Source organism: Stenotrophomonas sp. PS02289, from assembly GCF_029960115.1.
Taxonomy (GTDB): domain Bacteria; phylum Pseudomonadota; class Gammaproteobacteria; order Xanthomonadales; family Xanthomonadaceae; genus Stenotrophomonas.
The window spans coordinates 1-18,572 of sequence record NZ_JASCOZ010000012.1 but is presented as its reverse complement, the minus strand read 5'-3'; the positions used below and the strand labels follow the sequence as shown (position 1 = coordinate 18,572).

General features: G+C 66.6%; 16 protein-coding genes. 10 read left to right on the top strand and 6 right to left on the bottom strand.

Annotation, left to right across the window (positions count from 1 at the left end):
• Positions 1-72: 72 nt before the first annotated feature.
• The 4 genes from QMX83_RS03215 to QMX83_RS03200 all read left to right on the top strand — a co-directional run bounded on the left by QMX83_RS03215 (position 73) and on the right by QMX83_RS03200 (position 6,127).
• A complete protein-coding gene (locus QMX83_RS03215; RefSeq protein ID WP_282295202.1) occupies positions 73-2,400 on the top strand; it encodes an EAL domain-containing protein in 2,328 nt (775 codons plus the stop codon).
• 183 nt (positions 2,401-2,583) lie between these two features.
• On the top strand, positions 2,584-4,194 hold the full coding sequence (locus QMX83_RS03210) for a GGDEF domain-containing protein (protein WP_282295225.1): 1,611 nt from the start codon (positions 2,584-2,586) through the stop codon (positions 4,192-4,194).
• Positions 4,195-4,247: 53 nt separating this feature from the next.
• Positions 4,248-4,970 carry a pseudouridine synthase gene (locus QMX83_RS03205; protein ID WP_282295201.1) on the top strand — a complete coding sequence of 241 codons (723 nt, stop codon included), beginning with the start codon at positions 4,248-4,250 and terminating at the stop codon, positions 4,968-4,970.
• Positions 4,971-5,056: 86 nt separating this feature from the next.
• On the top strand, positions 5,057-6,127 hold the full coding sequence (locus QMX83_RS03200) for a sensor domain-containing diguanylate cyclase (protein ID WP_282295200.1): 1,071 nt from the start codon (positions 5,057-5,059) through the stop codon (positions 6,125-6,127).
• A 27-nt stretch (positions 6,128-6,154) separates the two neighbouring features.
• Here the strand turns inward: QMX83_RS03200 and QMX83_RS03195 are convergent, their stop codons facing one another.
• A complete protein-coding gene (locus QMX83_RS03195) occupies positions 6,155-7,102 on the bottom strand; it encodes a DMT family transporter (RefSeq protein ID WP_282295199.1) in 948 nt (315 codons plus the stop codon).
• 37 nt (positions 7,103-7,139) lie between these two features.
• On the opposite strand from QMX83_RS03195, the gene QMX83_RS03190 reads away from it, so the two are divergent.
• Positions 7,140-7,775: a Pr6Pr family membrane protein gene (locus tag QMX83_RS03190; RefSeq protein WP_282295198.1), complete on the top strand. Its 636-nt coding sequence runs from the start codon at positions 7,140-7,142 to the stop codon at positions 7,773-7,775.
• Between the two features lie 18 nt (positions 7,776-7,793).
• On the opposite strand, the gene QMX83_RS03185 is transcribed toward QMX83_RS03190, so the two are convergent.
• Both QMX83_RS03185 and QMX83_RS03180 read right to left on the bottom strand, forming a co-directional pair.
• A complete protein-coding gene (locus QMX83_RS03185; protein WP_282295197.1) occupies positions 7,794-8,609 on the bottom strand; it encodes a DUF72 domain-containing protein in 816 nt (271 codons plus the stop codon).
• Positions 8,606-9,040 (bottom strand): VOC family protein, encoded by a 435-nt coding sequence (locus QMX83_RS03180; RefSeq protein WP_282295196.1) that lies wholly within the window; start codon positions 9,038-9,040, stop codon positions 8,606-8,608. Before QMX83_RS03180 ends, QMX83_RS03185 begins: the two co-directional genes overlap by 4 nt.
• 123 nt (positions 9,041-9,163) lie before the next feature.
• Between QMX83_RS03180 and QMX83_RS03175 the strand changes: the two genes are divergently transcribed.
• Both QMX83_RS03175 and smrA read left to right on the top strand, forming a co-directional pair.
• On the top strand, positions 9,164-10,732 hold the full coding sequence (locus QMX83_RS03175; RefSeq protein WP_282295195.1) for a serine hydrolase: 1,569 nt from the start codon (positions 9,164-9,166) through the stop codon (positions 10,730-10,732).
• Between the two features lie 12 nt (positions 10,733-10,744).
• Positions 10,745-12,577, top strand: coding sequence for a multidrug efflux ABC transporter SmrA (smrA, locus tag QMX83_RS03170; protein WP_282295194.1), 1,833 nt, complete (start codon positions 10,745-10,747; stop codon positions 12,575-12,577).
• Between the two features lie 52 nt (positions 12,578-12,629).
• On the opposite strand, the gene QMX83_RS03165 is transcribed toward smrA, so the two are convergent.
• Positions 12,630-14,438, bottom strand: a complete 1,809-nt coding sequence (locus QMX83_RS03165; protein ID WP_282295193.1) for a DUF885 domain-containing protein — start codon at positions 14,436-14,438, stop codon at positions 12,630-12,632.
• Positions 14,439-14,545: 107 nt separating this feature from the next.
• Between QMX83_RS03165 and QMX83_RS03160 the strand changes: the two genes are divergently transcribed.
• Together QMX83_RS03160 and QMX83_RS03155 are read left to right on the top strand one after the other, a co-directional pair.
• The gene (locus QMX83_RS03160) at positions 14,546-14,902 is read left to right on the top strand and encodes a GFA family protein (RefSeq protein WP_282295192.1); all 357 of its coding nucleotides are present in this window, start codon (positions 14,546-14,548) and stop codon (positions 14,900-14,902) included.
• Between the two features lie 38 nt (positions 14,903-14,940).
• Positions 14,941-15,711, top strand: coding sequence for a DUF4349 domain-containing protein (locus QMX83_RS03155; RefSeq protein ID WP_282295224.1), 771 nt, complete (start codon positions 14,941-14,943; stop codon positions 15,709-15,711).
• Positions 15,712-15,761: 50 nt separating this feature from the next.
• Here QMX83_RS03155 and QMX83_RS03150 read toward each other — a convergent pair whose 3' ends face one another.
• Together QMX83_RS03150 and QMX83_RS03145 are read right to left on the bottom strand one after the other, a co-directional pair.
• Entirely contained in the window at positions 15,762-16,055 is a 294-nt protein-coding gene (locus QMX83_RS03150) for a hypothetical protein (RefSeq protein WP_282295191.1), read from the bottom strand.
• Positions 16,056-16,123: 68 nt separating this feature from the next.
• A complete protein-coding gene (locus QMX83_RS03145; RefSeq protein WP_282295190.1) occupies positions 16,124-17,059 on the bottom strand; it encodes a LysR substrate-binding domain-containing protein in 936 nt (311 codons plus the stop codon).
• A 157-nt stretch (positions 17,060-17,216) separates the two neighbouring features.
• On the opposite strand from QMX83_RS03145, the gene QMX83_RS03140 reads away from it, so the two are divergent.
• Positions 17,217-18,089, top strand: coding sequence for a DMT family transporter (locus QMX83_RS03140; protein ID WP_282295189.1), 873 nt, complete (start codon positions 17,217-17,219; stop codon positions 18,087-18,089).
• Positions 18,090-18,572 lie beyond the last annotated feature (483 nt).

Below are 18,572 nucleotides of genomic sequence, written 5' to 3'. Positions count from 1 at the left end.
AGAGAGGGAGGTGGCAACGCAGTACCGCACGTGACACGGGGCCTGACACTGCGGTTTGTGCTGCTTACCGGAATGGCGATCGGTCTGGTCGGCATCTCCGCGCTGATCCAGGAACTGCAGGCGGCATCCACCGCGTGGATTGTCGGGCAGAGCCACTGGTCGCGCGGGCAGCAGCGCGCCACATTCTCGCTGGCGCGGTATATCGAATCGGGCAATCCCGCCAACCTGGCCGATGCACGGGCTGCCCTGGCGGTCCCGCTGGGTGACCTGGACGCGCGGTTTGCCATGGAGCAGGACGACCTGGACTGGCAGCGCGCGCGCAAGGGGTTGCTGCAGGGAAACAACACGCCGGCCGATGTCGAGCGCCTGATTCTCTCGTTCCGATATCTGGGCGGCATGAGCTACTTCCGCGATGCGGTGCAGTTCTGGCGACGCACCGACCACGGGCTGCTGCAGCTCCAGCAGATGGCCGACGCCGCCGAAGGAATGCATCAGGCCGGCGGCATGCCGCCAGAAGTACGCCAGGCGATGCTGCTGCATCTGCAGGCACTGGACCGCAGCCTGCAGGCGCACGCCAACGCCTACTCGAAATCGCTGCTCAATACCGCCTCGGTGGTGCGCATCACCACGCTGACGGTGGGCGGCTTGTCGGTGCTGCTGATCACGGTGGTCGCGGTGCTGCTGGCGCGCCGCGTGCGCAATGACCTGATCGAAAAGGAAAGCCGTTTCCGGGCCGCGTTCTACCAGGCCACCATCGGCATGCTCAAACTGGACGTGGAAGGCCGTATCGTCGAGGCCAATCAGAGTGCGGCGGACATGCCGGGCTACCGCCGCGAATCCCTGCTGGGCATGACCCTGCCCGAGCTGCTGGTGGAAGGCGAACTGGTGCAGACCGCGGAAGGGGCCATCGACTGGCCGCAGCAGCTGCGGCCGGCGGAACTGCGCTTCCGGCGTGCCGACGGCAGTCTGCTGTGGGGGCGCAGCAGCGGCACGCTCGTCCACACCCCCACCCGGGTACCGCGGGTGTTCGCGATGATCGAGGACGTGTCCCAGAACCACGCACTGGCGCGCGAAGTGGAACACCAGGCCAGCCACGACCCGCTGACCGGGCTGATCAATCGCCGCGAGATCGAGCGGCGGCTGGAGCAGGCGCTGTTGAACGTCCGCACCCATGGCGGCGTGCACAGCCTGTGCTACATCGACCTGGACTACTTCAAACTGGTCAACGACGGCCTCGGCCACGCCGCCGGCGACCAGCTGCTGCGCAGCCTGGCCGAATACCTGGTGGGCGCAGTGCGCGACGGTGACTGGGTCGGGCGCATGGGCGGGGATGAGTTCGCCCTGTTCCTGGCCCACGCCGGGCAGGAAGACGCCCGCCAGGTGCTGCAACGGGTCATGCGCTCGCTGGGGCAGGCGGGCGCGGTGCAGGATGAGGGCACACCGCAGGTGCGCTGTAGTGTCGGGGTGGTGGAGATCACCGCCGACGCGGCCGATGTGAACTGGCTGATGAGTGCGGCCGACAGCGCCTGCTATGCCGCCAAGCAGGCCGGACGCAACCGCATCCACTTCTTCAACGAGACCCGTGAGGCGCTGGAGGAACGGCGGCGCGAGGCCGAGCGCCTAGCCCGTGTTTCGTCCGCCATGGCCGACAACCGCATGCTGCTGTATGCCCAGCGCATCGCCTGGCGTGATGATCCGGCATTCCTGCACTACGAGGTGCTGGTGCGCCTGCGCGGGCGTGATGGCCAGCTGCACACGCCGGGTGAGTTCATGCCGGCGGTGGAGCGGTACGGCATGGGCATGGCGCTGGACCGGCACGTGCTGGGCCTGCTGTTCCGCCACCTGCAGGTCTGTCCCGGCCATGTCCAGCGCCTGGGGCTGTGCAATGTGAACGTGTCGGCGCAGTCGATTGCCGAACCCAGCTTCCTGGCCTATGTGAGCGACCTGCTGGAGCGCAACCGGGGACTGGCTCGCAAGCTGTGCTTTGAGGTGACGGAGACGGCCGCGATCAGCAACCTGGACCAGGCGCGCAGCTTCGTCGAAGCGGTGAAGGCGCGTGGCTGCCGGGTGGCACTGGACGACTTCGGTTCGGGTCTGTCCTCGTTCGGCTACCTGCGCCAGCTCCCCGCGGACATGCTGAAGATCGACGGCGTGTTCGTCCGTGACATGGACGTGGACCCGGTCAGCCGGGCCACGGTACGGGCCATCACCGAGATCGGTCGGGAACTGCACATGACCGTGATCGCCGAATGGGTGGAATCGGACGAGGTGGCCGACCAGCTGCAGTCACTGGGCGTGAATGGCCTTCAAGGCTACGCCGTGGAACGGCCGATGCCGCTGGAGAAGATGACCCAGTCAGCGCTCTGGGCCGCCCGGGCCGCGTCGGATGGGTCGCGGTAGCACCGGGACTATCGTAGGGCAGTTGCCGTGCAGCAGTTCTTGCGATAATGGTCGCAGGGGACGGCGCGCGCAGGGTGTGTCGGCAGCACGTGGGACTGTGGCGTGAGGCAAGGCGAAGTGAGGTTCAAGCACGACAGGCTAGGTCAGACGGGCCTGGTCTGGCTGCTGTGCGTGCTGGCGTTCATGCTGCCGCTGCTGGCGCTGGCCCACGCCCCTGAACCGGGGCACGATGTTCTGCTGCTCGGCGCAGCCACGGCCGAACAGACGCCGCAGCGCGCCTGCCCGCCCGAGGTGCTGGCGCGGCACCAGGAAGTGCTGAACGTGCCGGCACCGCCCGAAGGCTGGTCCGGTGAGCCGCAGGCGATCGATGTGTTCGGGGTGTTCACCGGTGAGGTGCGCATCAGTCACGGCAATCGTCAGATCTGCGGCAACATGCACGATGCGCGCACCCGCGATTCACGCTTCCGTGCCGGCATCGGCATGGTGGTCGTGCCCAAGGCCGGCGACCACGAACCCATCGTGGTGTCGTGGACCACGCCGCTCAAGGCGTACTGGATTCCCACCGTGCGGTTGGGTGCACCCAGCCCGGTGCAGCAGAACGACACCGCGCGCCTGCTGGTCCGCGTGTCCTGTATTGCCGTGGCGATTGCGCTGGCATTGTCGGCGTTGATGGGCTACGTCACCGCCAAGGACCGCTCGTTCCTGATCTACGTGGCGGTCTGCCTGGTGTTCGTGCTGTGGCAGGCGGTGCTGAGTGGCCTGAGCGGCTACCCCGAGCCTTGGCTTCCGGTGTACGAAAGCGCCGCGTGGTGGCAGGTCGGGCTCAGCGCGGTCACCCTGGGGATCCTGCTGCCGGTGCTGTGGCGGCTGAACGGCGGCGACCGCCTGTGGCCGCGTTCGCGGCTGGCCCAGCAGCTGGTGCTGTGGTCCGGTGTTGCTGCGGCGCTGTGCGTGCCGTGGCTGGGCACGGGGGGCCTGGCGTGGCTGGCCGACGTGATGGAGCACGTGTTCCAGCTGGGCAGCATCGTTTGCCTGGGTGTCGGTCTGTGGGCGCTGCGCCGGCGCGACTACTACGCCCTGGCCGGCCTGCTGGCGCTGCTGCCGTGGTGGGTGATGATGCTGGCAGACCTGGTTCAGGCGCAGTGGCTGATCGCCTACCGGATTGAAGCGTTGCAGCTCTCGGCGACCTGGTTCCTGATGATGTCGGCCTATGCGCTCAATCTGCGTCTGGGGCGGCTGCGCCAGCAGCGTGACGAGATGCGCCAGCTGGCCGACACCGATGGTCTGACCGGGTTGCCCAACCGCCGCGCCGGCCTGCGCCTGCTCGCCCGGCACCTGGAGCGTCCCGCCCATGAGCAGCAGCCGCTGGTGATCGGGTTCCTGGACATCGATCTGTTCAAGGACATCAACGACCAGTTCGGCCACGAGGCCGGCGACCAGGTCCTGGTCGCCGTGGCGCGCGCGCTGCGCGCAGCAGTGCGCACCCAGGACCATGTAGTGCGCATGGGCGGGGAAGAATTCCTGATTCTGCTGCCGGGGGCCAACCCTGCGGCCGCGCGGACGCGGCTGGAAAGCGTGCGCCAGCAGGTCGCCGCGGTATCGCCGACCCTGGGCCTGGACGGATTGGCGCTGACCGCCAGCATCGGCCTGGCTGTGTGGCGGCCCGGGCATGACGATCTGGCCGGGCTGCTGCGCCGTGCCGACCATGCGATGTACTGCGCCAAGCGGGCCGGGCGCAACCAGGTCTATGACGCCGAAAGTGGGGCGGCCCCAGACCCGATGCAACCGGCCTGAATGTTTCTGCCGGTGCTGCCGCGAAGCCGCGGTTTTTCCCGGATAATGGCGTGATGACCATTCGACTCAACAAGCACATCGCCGAAACCGGCTTCTGTTCCCGGCGTGAAGCCGACCGCCTGATCGGCGAACGCCGCGTCACCGTCAACGGCATCGCCGCCGGTACCGGCGCGGTGGTCGGGGAGGGCGACGTGGTGCTGGTCGACGGCCAGCCGCTGCGCGCCCGCGAAGCGAAAAAGGCCGGCGGCCGCCGCCATGTGTACATCGCCTTGAACAAGCCGGTCGGGGTGACCTGCACCACCGAGAGCGCGGTCAAGGGCAACATCGTCGACTTCGTCGGCCATGAGCAGCGCATTTTCCCGATCGGCCGCCTGGACAAGGATTCCGAAGGCCTGATCCTGATGACCAGCAATGGCGACATCGTCAACCAGATCCTGCGCGCCGAGAACGGCCACCAGAAGGAGTACCTGGTGGCGGTGAACAAGCCGGTCACCGACGAGTTCCTGCGTGGCATGGCCCGCGGCGTTCGCATCCACAACGAGACCACCCTGCCGTGCCGGACCTCGCGGATTGCCAAGTTCGGCTTCCGCATCATCCTGGAGCAGGGCTTGAACCGGCAGATCCGCCTGATGGCGGCCGCGTTCGGCTACCGCGTCACCCAGCTGCGCCGGGTACGCATCGACAACATCAAGATCGGGGCGCTCAAGCCCGGCCAGTGGCGCAACCTGACCGACGCCGAACTGAAGGGCCTGTTGCCCAAGCAGCTGGACTGGTAACGCGGTGGCGGCGTGCACGGGGCGCTCACGCTCCGTCACGCGGACCGGGCTAGACTGAGGCCAGCTCCCGGATTTCGACCCGTTGCATGATCAAGCCCGAGAAGCCTTCGAACGAAGCGCTGCGCCTGGACGCGCTGTACCGTTACCGCATTCTCGACACCGACAAGGAGAAGTCCTTCGAGGACTTGGTCACCATCGCCAAGGCGGTGTGCGGCACCTCCATGGCCGCGGTGACCCTGATCGATGCCGAGCGGCAGTGGTTCAAGTCCATCCAGGGCACCGACGCCGCCGAACTGCCGCGCGCCGAATCGATGTGTGGGCACGCCATCCTGCAGCCGCAGCAGGTGATGGTGATCGAGGATGCGCGCATCGATGAGCGCTTCCACGACAACCCGATTGTCACCGGCGCACCGCATGTGCGCTTCTACGCCGGTGCCCCGCTGATCAGCAACGAAGGCTACCCGCTGGGCACGCTGTGCGTGTTCGACCCGCAGCCGCACCACCTGGACGCGGACCAGACCGAGGCACTGGCGGCGTTGTCGCGGCAGGTGATGCTGGTGATGGAGCTGCGCCGTTTCGCCCAGGACATCCAGAGCCACATGCTGGAGCGTGAGGACTACGAGCGGCTGCTCAACGAGTATCACGACCTGCTGCTGGCGCAGAACGCCGACCTGGCCGAGCAAAGCCGCACCGACGTCCTGACCGGCCTGCCCAACCGTCGCGCGATGGCAGTAGCACTGGAGGCCTCGGTCGCCGACGCCGATGGCCAGCCGCGGCAGACCGCCGTGGCACTGGTGGACATCGACCACTTCAAGCAGATCAACGATTTCCACGGCCATGCCACTGGCGACCGTGTGCTCGCGGCGCTGGGCGTGCTTCTGCGCGCGCACTTCTCCGGACGCGGCATGGCCGCACGCTACGGCGGCGAGGAGTTCGTGGTGCTGATGCCCGACACCGACCTGCGCACCGCCGAGCTGCAGTGCGACTTCCTGCGCATGGCGGTGGCAGAGCTGCCGTTGGGCTTCCCGGTCACGATCAGCATCGGCGTGGCCGCGCACAAGGCCGGCGACAGCGTCGACCAGACCGTGTCCCGTGCCGATGCCGCGCTGTACCAGGCCAAGCGCAACGGCCGCGACCGGGTGGAAATCGCAGGGTAGGTACCGACCGTTGGTCGGTACACGGCATCACTCGGCGATATTGCGCGCCTCAGCCGTCCCTAGAATCTCCGGATGCTGCACCGGCTTGCGGCGGTTCAACAGCGGGTGCAGGAACACCGCACCAACGATGATCGCCACGCCGGCATAGAACAGCGGTGTGAGTTCGCGCTGCTCGCCCAGCAGCAGGATCGCCAGCACGATGGCATACACCGGCTCCAGATTGGTCACCAGCTGCACGGTGTACGCGCTGAGGTGACGCAGAGCGACCAGTGCCAGCGCGAACGGCAGCAGCGTGCACACGCCCGCCAGGGTCAGCAGCAACAGGCTGTCGCGCAGATTGGGGACGACCCACAGGGGGCTGGCCAGCGCCGGCAGCAGGAACGGCAGCAGCGGAGCCAGCACGGTCAGAGTGATCGTGCCGGCACCCAGTTCCACGGCGGTGACGGTGAGCGGGTCGGCATGACTGACCAGGCGCTTGTTGAGCGAGCCGAACACCGCTACCAGCAGCGCAGAGAGGGCACCCACCAGCACGCCCAGGCGCATGCCATCCGGCACGCCACCGACCACCAGCGCCACGCCGGGTAGCACGGCGATGCCGAACGCCAGCTCGCGCAGCTGGAACGGACGCTTGGCCACCCACGGTTCGATCACCGCGGTGAACACCGGAGCCAGTGCGATGCAGGTCGCGGCCACCGAGGCATTGGCCAGCTTCGCCGCGCCATAGAACGTGAGCCAATGCAGCGCGACCAGCGCGCCCACGCCGCAGTAACCGGCCAGCAGGGCAGGGGAGAGCTGGCGCAGGCCGCGCCACACGCGTGGCAGCAGCGCCAGCAGGGCCACGACCAGCAGCATGCGCCACCACACCAGGGGCAGTGCGGGCAGGCTGATCAGAACGCCGAGGATGGCGGTGACGCCCCACAGCAGCACACAGAAATGGATTTGCAGCAGGGCTCTGCGGGTATCGGTCATCGGCATGCGAGTATTGTGCGCGTTAACCTTCGCGAGGAATACCATGCGTGCGCCATCCACCTTTGCCCGTCTGCTCGCTGGCCTGACCGCGCTGGTCGCGGTGCTGTCGCTGGTGCTGCAGTTCGTGCTGCTTCTGCCCCCTGGTGGCGGGCTCGAGGGTGCTGGCAGCGCCAGCCTGCGTCTGCTGGGCTACTTCACCATTCTGAGCAACATCGGCGTGGCGGCGGTCTGCCTCGCGCGTGCCAGTGGTGACGCCGACGGCCTGGCCGGTCCGGGGCCCCGGGCGGCGATGGCGCTGTACATCGGCATTACCGGTTTGGTGTACGTACTGGTGCTGCGTACGCTGTGGCATCCGCAGGGATGGCAATGGTGGGCCGACTCCGGTCTGCACTACGCCGTACCGGTGTTGTACCTGCTGGGATGGGGGCTGGGTGAACACGGCGGCCTGCACTGGCGGCAACTGCTGCTCGCGCTGCTGGTACCCGTGGCCTATCTGGCCTGGGCGATGCTGCTGGGTCGCGTCACCGGGCAGTACCCCTATCCGTTCCTGGATCTGGAGATGCTGGGCTGGAAGTCCCTGCTCGGCAACGTCGCCTCAATGACGCTGGCCTTCATCGCGCTCGGCGGGTTGTTGTGGAAGGTGGATGAGAGCCTGGCGCGAAAGCAAACCGCGCCGTAAGGCCGGGCGGGTGCCAGGCTATCGCGCGATGGCGCGCACGTGGTCGTGCAGGGCGATCGCCGCGCCGGGATTGCGATGCTTGGCCGCACCGATGAACAGCAGATAGACATCGCGCGCGGCGTGGGGCGGTGCCGCATGCGCCAGATGGGGCAGGTCGGGATTGTCCTCGCCACGGGCCCAACGCTGGGCGCGCAGTGCCCATTGCTCCAGCGCACGTTGCGGGTAGCCGGCGCGCAGATTGGAGCGTGACTGCATCAAGCGGGCATAGATGAAAGGGCCGGTGGGGTCGGCATAGCTGGGGTAGTCGCTTGAGCCGCTGAACACCAGGGCGACGCCGTGATGGCGTGCGACATCGACCAGTTCCGCCGTCCACGCCGCGCGGTTGCGCACCTCCAGTGCATGCTGCAGAACGCGGCCGTTCGCCTCACGTGGCAGACCCTCCAGCAGCCGGTCGAACTCCTGTGCTCCGGCCGGGTGCTGTTCTCCGTATTGCCAGACCAGAGGGCCGAGCCGATCCTGCAGCGTGGTGATGCCCTCGATGAAGCCATCGGCACGCGCGGCCACGGCGGCGAGATCACGGCCTTGAGTGAGGCTTCGCGGCACCTTGGCCGAAAAGCGGAAACCGGCGGGTGTCTGGTCGCGCCACTGCGCGTACACCGCCGGTTTCTGTGCACGGTAAAAGGTGCTGTTGATCTCGATGCAGCCCAGTCGTGCGGCGGCATAGGACAGTTCTTCGCGCTGCGCCAGATCGCTTGGGTAGAACATGCCGCCGCGCCACTCCGGAAATACCCAACCACCGATCCCGGTGCGGATGGTGCCGGCGACCACGCTCATGCGCCGGGGTGCTCCGCCTGCCACGGGTCATAGCTGCCGAACCACCACAGATGGCCTTCCGGATCTCGGCAGGCGTAGCCGCGACCGCCGTAGTCCTGGTCGGCGATGTCGATCACGACCTTCGCGCCTGCGGCGACGGCGCGAGCGTAGTGCGCGTCCGGGTCGGTCACGATCACGCAGGCGCTCTGGGTTTCGCGGCCGTCGATCTCATCGGGCTGGACCACCAGTTTTCCCCACTCGCCGCCGTTGTCCACCGAACCGAGCATCACCATGCCGCCGCCATAGACCAGCTGGGCGTGGTAGACGATGACACCGTCGGCGTAGACCGCCTGCGGTTTGAAATCGAATGCCTTTTCCAGCCACGCGATGGCCGCATGGGCATCGCGGTAGCGCAGGCAGGGGATGATGGCACTGGCAGCAGGGGCGCTCATGGCGGGGGCTCCGGGACGGGCTTCTGGCACACGCGAGCCTGCGACGTGAGGCGTTACCATTCTGCGAAAGGCCGCGCTGAATGCGGCCTCGACATTCCGATTACAGTCCCGTGGAGACACTGCTTGAACACATCATGGATTGGAGGCGTCGTGCTGCTGGCCTGCGCACCGTTGGTATCGGCCGCCGCGCCGACCGAACTGGACACCCGGCTGGAGGCCACGGTGGAGCGTGTGCGCAGCCAGTTCGATGTGCCCGGCATCGCGGTGGCCGTGGTCAAAGACGGGCAGGTGGTGCTGGAACGCGGCTTTGGGGTGCGTGAACAGGGCAAGCCGGATCCGGTGCAGGCTGACACCCTGTTCGCCATTGCTTCCAATACCAAGGCGTTCACCGCCACCTCGCTGAATCTGCTGGCCGAGCAGGGCAAGCTGAAAATGGATGACCGGGTGATCGACCACCTGCCGTCGTTCCGCATGTCCGACCCGTACGTGACCGGCGAGATGCGCATCCGCGACCTGCTCTCGCACCGCAGCGGACTCAGTCTGGGAGCCGGCGACCTGCTGTTCTGGCCGACCACCACCTACAGCAATGCCGAGGTGGTGCAGCGCCTGGGCAAGGTGCCATTGAAGGCCGGCTTCCGTGACCGCTATGCCTACGACAACATCCTGTATGCCGTGGCCCAGCAGGTAATCGAGCAGGTCTCGGGTCAGTCGTATGCCAACTTCCTGCAGCAGCACATTTTCACCCCGGTGGGCATGACCGGCACCCGCTACAACGCCGACCACCTGCAGGCCGGCGACAAGGCCGCGGTGGGGCACGCGAAATACGATTTCAGCGAACTGCGCACCGTGGCACCGCTGACCTGGTCCAACAATGCCGGTGCCGGCGGCATCTATTCCAGCGTGCATGACATGGCGCGCTGGATGAACGTGCAGCTGGCCCATGGCGTGCTGGAGAGCGGCACGCCGCTGTTCACGCCCAAGACCCAGCAGGCGATGTGGCAGGTGATTACGCCGCAGGTCGTCGCCGATCCGGCGGTGCCGGAACTGGCCGCAGCCAAGCCCAACTTCGCCGGGTATGGTGAAGGCTGGAGCCTGAGCGATTTCCGCGGCCAGAAGCTGGTATGGCACACCGGCGGCTGGCCGGGCATGGTGTCGCGGGTCACCTTGGTGCCGGAGCAGAAGCTGGGCATCGTGGTGCTGACCAATCAGGAAGTGGGCGCGGCGTTCAATGCGATCACCCTGGACGTGCTGGACACCTACCTGAAGCCGCAGACCCCCACCGACTGGGTGGCGGCGTATGCGGCCGCCGTGGCCAAAGCCCAGGACAAGGCCGACGAAGGCTGGGCCGCACACCAGGCGGCGCGCGATCCGAAGTCGAAGCCGTCACTGCCGCTGGCGAAGTATGCCGGCCGCTACCGCGACGCGTGGTACGGCGATGTGCACGTCGAAACGGACAAGGGCGGTTTGCGGCTGCGCTTTGACAAGACCGCGCAGCTGGTGGGCCGGCTGGAGCACTGGCAGCACGACACCTTCATCGTTCGTTGGGACGACCGCTCGCTGAATGCCGATGCGTTCGTTAACTTCAGTCTCGACCCGGATGGCAAGGTGCGCGACATGCGCATGCAGGCAGTATCGTCGTTGACCGATTTCAGTTTTGATTTCCAGGACCTGGTGCTGGTCCCGGTGCGGTAAGGAGGTAACAGGATGTTCCGCTGGTTCGAATCGCTGATTCCGGTGTTCCCGCCGGTGGATGCGCGCATGCCGCCACGCAATGTGGCGGCGTTCTATCTGTATTACCTGCGCCCGGTGTGGCCGGTACTGCTGGCTACCCTGATCGCCGGCCTGCTGCTGGCGCTGGTGGAAGTGGCGATGTTCGACTTCCTCGGTCGCATCGTCGACATGGTCAGCGAGCAGCCGGACGCCAGCTTCTTCGCGCGACACGCCGACACCCTGCTGTGGATGGCGGCGATCACCCTGATTGCCCGGCCGGTCCTGGTGGGACTGCACAACCTGCTGGTCAACCAGGCTATCGTGCCCGGGCTGAGCAACCGCTCGCGCTGGCTGATGCACAACTACGTCGTGCGCCAGAGCCTGTCGTTCTTCCAGAACGACTTTGCCGGCAGCATGGCCAACCGGGTGATGCAGACCGGTACCTCGCTGCGCGAGTCCGCCGTGCAGATGGTCGACTCGCTCTGGTACATCGTGGTCTACACCGGCACGGCGCTGTATCTGTTCGCGCAGGCCGACTGGCGGCTGATGATTCCGCTGGTGCTGTGGCTGGCGGCCTACGTGGTGATCATGTGGGTGTTCGTGCCGCGCGCCAAGGAACGTGCCTGGATCGCCTCGGAAGCGCGCTCCAAGGCCATGGGACGCATTGTCGATGGCTACACCAACATTCCGACGCTGAAGCTGTTTGCGCACGGTGGCCGCGAGCAGGCGTATGTGGCCGAGGCGATCGAGGAACTGGCAGTCAAACACCGCCGCCAGACCCGGGTCACCACCGGCATGGACCTGACCATCGCCATCGTCAACGGCTTCCTGATCGCTGGCACCTGTGGGTTGGCGCTGTGGCTGTGGAGCCACGGCGACATCACCGTGGGTGCGATCACCCTGGCCACCGGCCTGGTGATCCGCATCCACAACATGTCGGGCTGGATCATGTGGACCATCAACGGCATCTTCGAAGACATCGGCACGGTGCAGGACGGCATCACCACCATTGCCCAGCCGCTGACCGTGCAGGACCGCGCCGATGCCGTGCCGCTGCAAGTCACCGAGGGCGGCGTGCGCTTCGAGGACATCCACTTCCATTACGGCAAGAAGGGTGGGGTGATTGCTGGGCTGAACCTTGCGGTGAAGCCGGGCGAGAAGATCGGCCTGGTTGGTCCGTCCGGTGCGGGCAAGTCGACCCTGGTCAATGTGCTGCTGCGCCTGTACGACCTGGAGAGCGGCCACATCCGCATCGACGGCCAGGATATCGCGACCGTCACCCAGGAGAGCCTGCGTCGTCAGATCGGCGTGGTCACCCAGGACACCTCGTTGCTGCACCGTTCAATCCGCGACAACCTGCTGTACGGTCGGCCGGACGCCACCGAGGCCGAATTGCGTGCGGCGGTGGCCAAGGCGCGTGCCGATGCCTTCATCGACACCCTTCGAGACGGCGAAGGACGCACAGGCTATGACGCGCACGTCGGCGAGCGCGGGGTGAAACTCTCCGGTGGCCAGCGTCAGCGCATCGCCATTGCCCGCGTGCTGCTCAAGGATGCGCCGATCCTGGTGCTGGACGAAGCCACCTCGGCGCTGGATTCGGAAGTGGAAGCGGCGATCCAGGACAGCCTGGACGAACTGATGGGCGGCAAGACCGTCATCGCCATCGCACACCGGTTGAGCACGATTGCACGCATGGATCGGCTGGTGGTGATGGACCAGGGCCGGATCGTGGAAACCGGGACGCATGCCGAGCTGATTGCCGCCGGTGGGTTGTATGCGCGGCTGTGGGCGCGGCAAACCGGTGGGTTTGTGGCGGCCGATTCGTAAACACGCGCAAACAAAAACGGCCCGGTTCTCACCGGGCCGTTTGTCCATCACATCACTCGATCGGCTGACCCAGCATCAGCTGGCGCGCGAAGCGCACCGGCGGTGCGCCGTAGGACAGCATCTGGTCGTGGTAGGCCTTCAGGTTGAAGTTCGCCCCCTGCTTTTCCTGCACTGCCTTGCGGGTGTCGAAGTGCTCCTGCGCGCCGACGAAGTAGGTCGGCAGCTGCGCCGAGGTCAGCTGCGCACGCACCCACTTGCCCGACGCTTCGCTTTCCTGCTGGAAGGCGTCGTGGGTCATCAGGTGCATCGCCTGCTCACGCGTCCAGTTGTCCACATGCACGCCCTGGTCCAGGATCGCGTTGGAAATGGTGCGCAGGTAGAACTTCAGCTGCACCAGGTGGAACAGCGGGTCGTTGTCCAGGTAACCCTGCTCCTGCATCATCCGCTCGGTGTACACCGCCCAGCCTTCGGCAAACAGGCCCGAACGCAGCACTGCGCGCAGCGTCGAGGGGAACTTGCCCGAGTGCCAGCCTTCCAGGTAGTGGCCCGGGGTGCCTTCGTGGATGCTGAGCAGGTGGATCATGCGGCTGTTGTACTCGCGCAGGAACGAATCCACCTGCTTGTCGTTCCAGTCGTCCGGAATCGGCGACACCGCGTAGAAGGTCTTCAGGTTCTTGTCCAGCGGACCCGGTGAATCGCAGTAGGCCACGGCCACGCCGCGCTGGAATTCCGGCATCAGGATGATGTCCACCGGTGCGTCCGGCAGCGTCATCAGGTCGTGCGTGCGCACGAACTCGGTCGACTGGGCGAGGGCGGCCTTGGCGTCGTCCACGACCTTGTCGCGGGCCGGCTTCTCGGCGTAGGCCAGTTCCAGCGCCGCTTCGATCGCGGCCTGCTGCTGTTCATCGGTCGGGTTGGCGGGCAGTGCCGGCGCACCCGGCTTGTCCTTCAGCACGGTCTGGGCAATGCCGTACATGTCGCCACGCACGCGCTTGAGCTCGGCACGGGCGCGTTCGCCGATCTCGGCGCGCGACAGCGAGGAATTCAGCGCGAACTTCAGCTTCTGGTCATACAGCTCCGCCCCGATGCGGAAGTCACCCTTGGCGTTCGGCACCAGGGTGGTGTCCAGCCAGGTCTGCTGTTCGGTCACGGCCTTCTTCAGGCCCTCGATGGCGGCCTGCAGGCGCTTGCCGTCTTCGGCCGGCAGTTCGGCGATGTGCGGGGTGATGAAGGTATCGACGATGCTGAGGATGCCCTTGTTCTGCTTGGCCACCGTTTCAGCGTGGATCTTCGGCACGCGCGCCGGGTCCAGGTTCTCGCGGGCCTGGGCGAAGATCTGCGGCAGCTTTTCCATGCGCGCGGTGGCCGACTTCAGGCGTTCGGGCAGCGGCGCGAACTCGCGTGCCATCAGCCCGTACAGCGCGCTACCGGCCAGGCCGTTGTACAGCTGCGGGTCCCACTTGGACGACTGCAGCACTTCGGCATTCCAGATTTCCGACTGCAGCTGGTTGCGCAGAATCGCGGCATCGACCTGGTTCTCGCGGCCGAGCTTGCTCACGTCCACCTTGTCGAGGTCAGCCAGCAGGCCCTTGTAGGCGGCCAGGGTCTTCTGCTGCCCGGCGGCACTGAGATCATCGATCTCGCTGTCGAAGCGGTGATCACCGATCTGGGTGGCGCTGACCGGCGAAAGCTGCATCCAGGTATCCAGGGCGCGCTTGGACAGGTCGGCGAACGCGGCATCAGCCGCGGCATCGCCCGCGGTGGCCGCCGCTTCGGTGCCGGTCGGGGCGGTGGGGGCGTCGGCCTGCTGGCAGCCACCGAGGGCGGCGATCAGGGCGAGGGCAAGAAGATGCTGGCGCATCGGCGATCCTGTGCTGGGGACAATCGCCGAGCATAGGCCTGCCCGGGTGCGGCCCGCCCGTGCCATTGGATTACCATGGCGCTTTCCAGCCCGACGCAGGTGGTGCCATGCAGTACCAGGGAAGCTGTCATTGCGGAAACATCGCCTTCACGGTTGACACGGCCGAGCCCATCGTCGACGTAGTGGACTGCAACTGTTCGCTGTGTCGACGCCGGGGTGGGCTGCTGTGGTTCGCCCCGCGCGCTGCGCTGACCCTGAACACGGACCCCGCGCTGCTCGGCACCTATCAGTTCAACAAGCACCATCTGGAGCATCATTACTGTGCCACCTGCGGGATCGCTCCGTTCAGCGAGGGCGTGGACCCGCGCAGCGGTCAGGCGATGGCGGCGGTGAATGTGCGCTGCCTGCCGGACCTGGCGTTGGAAGGCTTGAAGATCACCCACTTTGACGGAGCACGCATGTGAGAACAGGGACGACGTGGCGCGGGAGCGCCTTGGCAGGGATGCTGCTGGTGATGGCACTGGCCGGATGCGCTGCGCCGAACGGGCACGTGGCGGCCGATGCATCGGCTGCGGGCGCGACCATCGCCTCGCCGGAAGGGGCGATGCTGGCCTACGAGCACACCCTGAACATCAAGCTGGAAGCGGAGAAGATCGGGCCACGGGTCAAGCAGATCGCCGAGGCTTGTCAGTCGGCGCGCTTCGGCGACTGCGCGGTGCTGCAGGTGGAGCAGGAGGGGGGCGAGTATCCGTCCGGCTCCGTGCGCTTCCGGGTTGCTCCGAAGGGCGTGGAGCCGTTGATCAGCCTGGCCGGTGAGGGCGGCGAGATTGCCTCCCGCAACACCCAGGCCGAGGACCTGGCCCAGCAGGTCGCCGACACCGCGTTGACCAAGGCGCGACTGCAGAAGGAACACGAGCGCCTGTTGGCGTATCAGGACGCCAAGGACGTGAAAATGGCGGACCTGCTGGTGATTGCCCAGCGCCTGTCGGAGATCGAGGCCGGGGTGGAGCAGGCCAACAAGGATGCGGCCAACCAGCGTCGACGGATCGACACGCAGCTGGTGACGGTGCGTTTCAATGCGCCGTCGGGCGAGCGCAATCGCAGCGCCATCGGTGAGGCTTTCGGGGATGCAGGGACGATCTTTACCGAAAGCATCGCCTTCCTGATCCGTGCGGTGGCGGCGCTGGTGCCGGTGGTCGTCGTGGGCGGGGTCTTCCTGTGGGGCGCATTGGCGCTGTGGCGGCGTTGGCGTCGCTCGCGGAAGGTCGGCTGAGGTATCGACTGAGGTATCGACCATCGGTCGATACCTACCGGCGCTGAACCTCAACCTTCGTCGTGTTCGTACTCGACAAACACATCCAGCTCGCGCGCGAGTGCTTCCACCGCATCGCGCACGCGCTGGGTGGTGTACTCGTTACCGACTTCCACCTCCAGCTCGTGAATGCCGGGACCGATGTCGTCGGACAGCCCGGCCGAGCTGGAATCGTCGTCGTCCATATGCGGCATCAGATCATCGGTTTCCTCGACGTGCTCGATGCCGTCAATGCTCTGCAACAGGTCGCTGATCGCACGGGCGTCGTCTTCGGTGCCGGTGATCCTGAGTCGCAACAAGGCCATGGGGAATTCTCGGGGGATTCGGGAGTTCCAGCCTAGCCAGCGGGCGGACAAGAGTGGGTGATGATGGGTTAGGACACCGGCCGGCCCATCAATTCCTCCGGCAAGGCCGGAATCGGCGTGCGTTCGTCCTGCGCCTCGCGCTTGAGCCAGTCCATGAACGTGACGGCCACCGGGCTGAGCGGGCGATGCTCGGCATGCACGACGTAGTACGCGTAACGGGCCTTGAGCGCAGGCCCGGGAAGCCGCACCAGCTCGTAACGCTGCAGATAGGGCTGGGCGATGTGTTTGCGCGCCAGCACGGCACCGATGCCGTACACCGCTGCGCGCATTGCATCGGTGCTGTCGCTGAACACATGCGGCGTGGCCAGGTCCAGGCCGCGTACCCCAGCGGCGCGGAACCAGTCGCGCCAGCCCTGCGGGGACATGTCGCTGACCAGCGGCATCTGCGCGATCTGCGCCGGTTCGCGGAGGGCGGACACGCCCTGCAATGCCGGTGATGCCACGGGAAACAGTTCGTCGTCCATCAGATGATGCGCGGTCAGGCCGGGCCATTGGCCCAGGCCGTAGCGGATGCCCAACTCCGGACCGTTCTCGTCAAATCGGGTGAGTTCGCTGCTGGTCTGCAGTTCGATGCGCAGGCGCGGATGCTGGTGGGTGAAGCGCGGCAGGCGCGGAATCAGCCAGCAGTAGGACAGCGAGCGGATGGTGGTGACCCGCAGCGGGACGATGTCCGCCTGGGGGTGGAGGTTGGCGGCGACCGCATTGAGATCGCTGAGCGCAGCGGCGGCGGCATCGGCGAGCTGCCGTCCTTCGGCGGTCAGGCGTACACCCCTGGCCTGGCGCTGGAACAGCACGGTGCCGAGCAGCGATTCCAGGCGGCGCACATGGTGGCTGACCGCGCTGGCGGTGAGGTGCAGCTCCTCGGCGGCGTGGGCGAAATTCTGGTGGCGGGCGGCGACCGCGAACACGCCGAGGGCGGGCAGCAAGGCAGGGCGCAGGATCATTGGCTAGACCCAAATCTGATTTGTGGCTGGCAGTGATACTACGCGCTTGCAAGGGGTCGGGGTCAGGGGGATGCTGTAATTCTCACCCCGGAGCCTGCGCCATGTTGCTTCCCAGCCGCCCTCAGCCTGCCCGTTGCACCTGCCTGCGGGGGCGCGCATGAGCGCGGACCTGGCGGCCAGCCAGAGCCGTGATTGGCGCACCCCGCTGGAGCTGACCCTGCTGGGAGCGATCTGGGGCTGCTCGTTCCTGTTCATGCGGGTGGCGGTGCCGTCGTTCGGTGCGTATGCGCTGGTGGAAGTGCGGCTGGTGCTGGGCGCGTTGGTGCTGCTGCCCTTCCTGTGGAAGGCGCGCGCGCTGTTCCCGGCGCGGCGTTGGTTGTGGCTGGCACCGATCGGGCTGATCAATTCGGCATTGCCTTTCGTGCTGTTCGCCTATGCGGCCGAACGCGCGCCGGCGGCGATCGGGGCGATCTGCAATGCGATGACAGTGTTGTTCGCGGCCCTGATTGCGTTCCTGTTCTTCGGCGAGAAGATCGGCATGCGCCGGGCGATCGCGCTGCTGGTGGGCTTTGCGGGTGTGGTTGTGCTGGCGACGGCAAAGGTAAGCGGATTGAGCATCGGCGCGGCGGTGATTGCGGGTGCCACGGCGTCGCTGTTGTACGGGCTGGGCGTGAATCTGGTGAAGCGGCACATGACCGGCCTGCCGTCAGCGGCCGCGGCTGCGGCAACGCTGGGTTGCGCATCGTTGTGGATGCTGCCGATGGCGATCACCCACTGGCCGCAGACGGCGGTGCCCTTCAACGCCTGGGCGTGCGCTGTGGCATTGGGCGTGCTGTGCACCGGCCTGGCCTTCCTGATGTTCTATCGCCTGATCGGCCGCATCGGCCCGGCGCGTGCCTCCACGGTCACCTACCTGATTCCCCTGTTCGGCGCCGCCTTCGCCTGGCTGTTCCTCGGCGAACCGGTCACCCTGGCGATGTTGATCGCCGGCGCATTGATCCTCGGCAGCGTCGCGGTGTCGCAGCGCTGACAGCATGGATTGCACGTTGTACGTGTCGCCGGGCGTTGCCCGGCGTCTGATGGATTTGGGCGAACAGCCGGTTTCCATCGGATCTCTGGTTTGGCGGCTCGGGATGGGCGTTCCGGGGGACGCTGCAAGTACGTCCCTGTAAGCTCGGTCGCCGCATCCATGCGGCTCACGCCCCCTCCAGCCCACCCCGACCCGCCATCGACAGTGAGTCGGTGGCCACCGAAGATCAAAATCACGCGGTCACCGCGCGAATGGGATTGCTCGGGATGTTGGGCCGGTAGCGTCGGTCGACAGACGACGGCCGTGAAATCCCCAACAGTCGGTAACGCATGACCCCGGATCAACATTGCCGTTGATGTGGCATTTCCCATGGCCGCCGACCCTCTGTCTGGGGCGTGCCGGGGTGGGTTTGCGGGACCGTCAAAAACATGGATGTTTTTGACGAGCCTCCATGGATGGATTCACGGCGTGTCCCGCAAACCC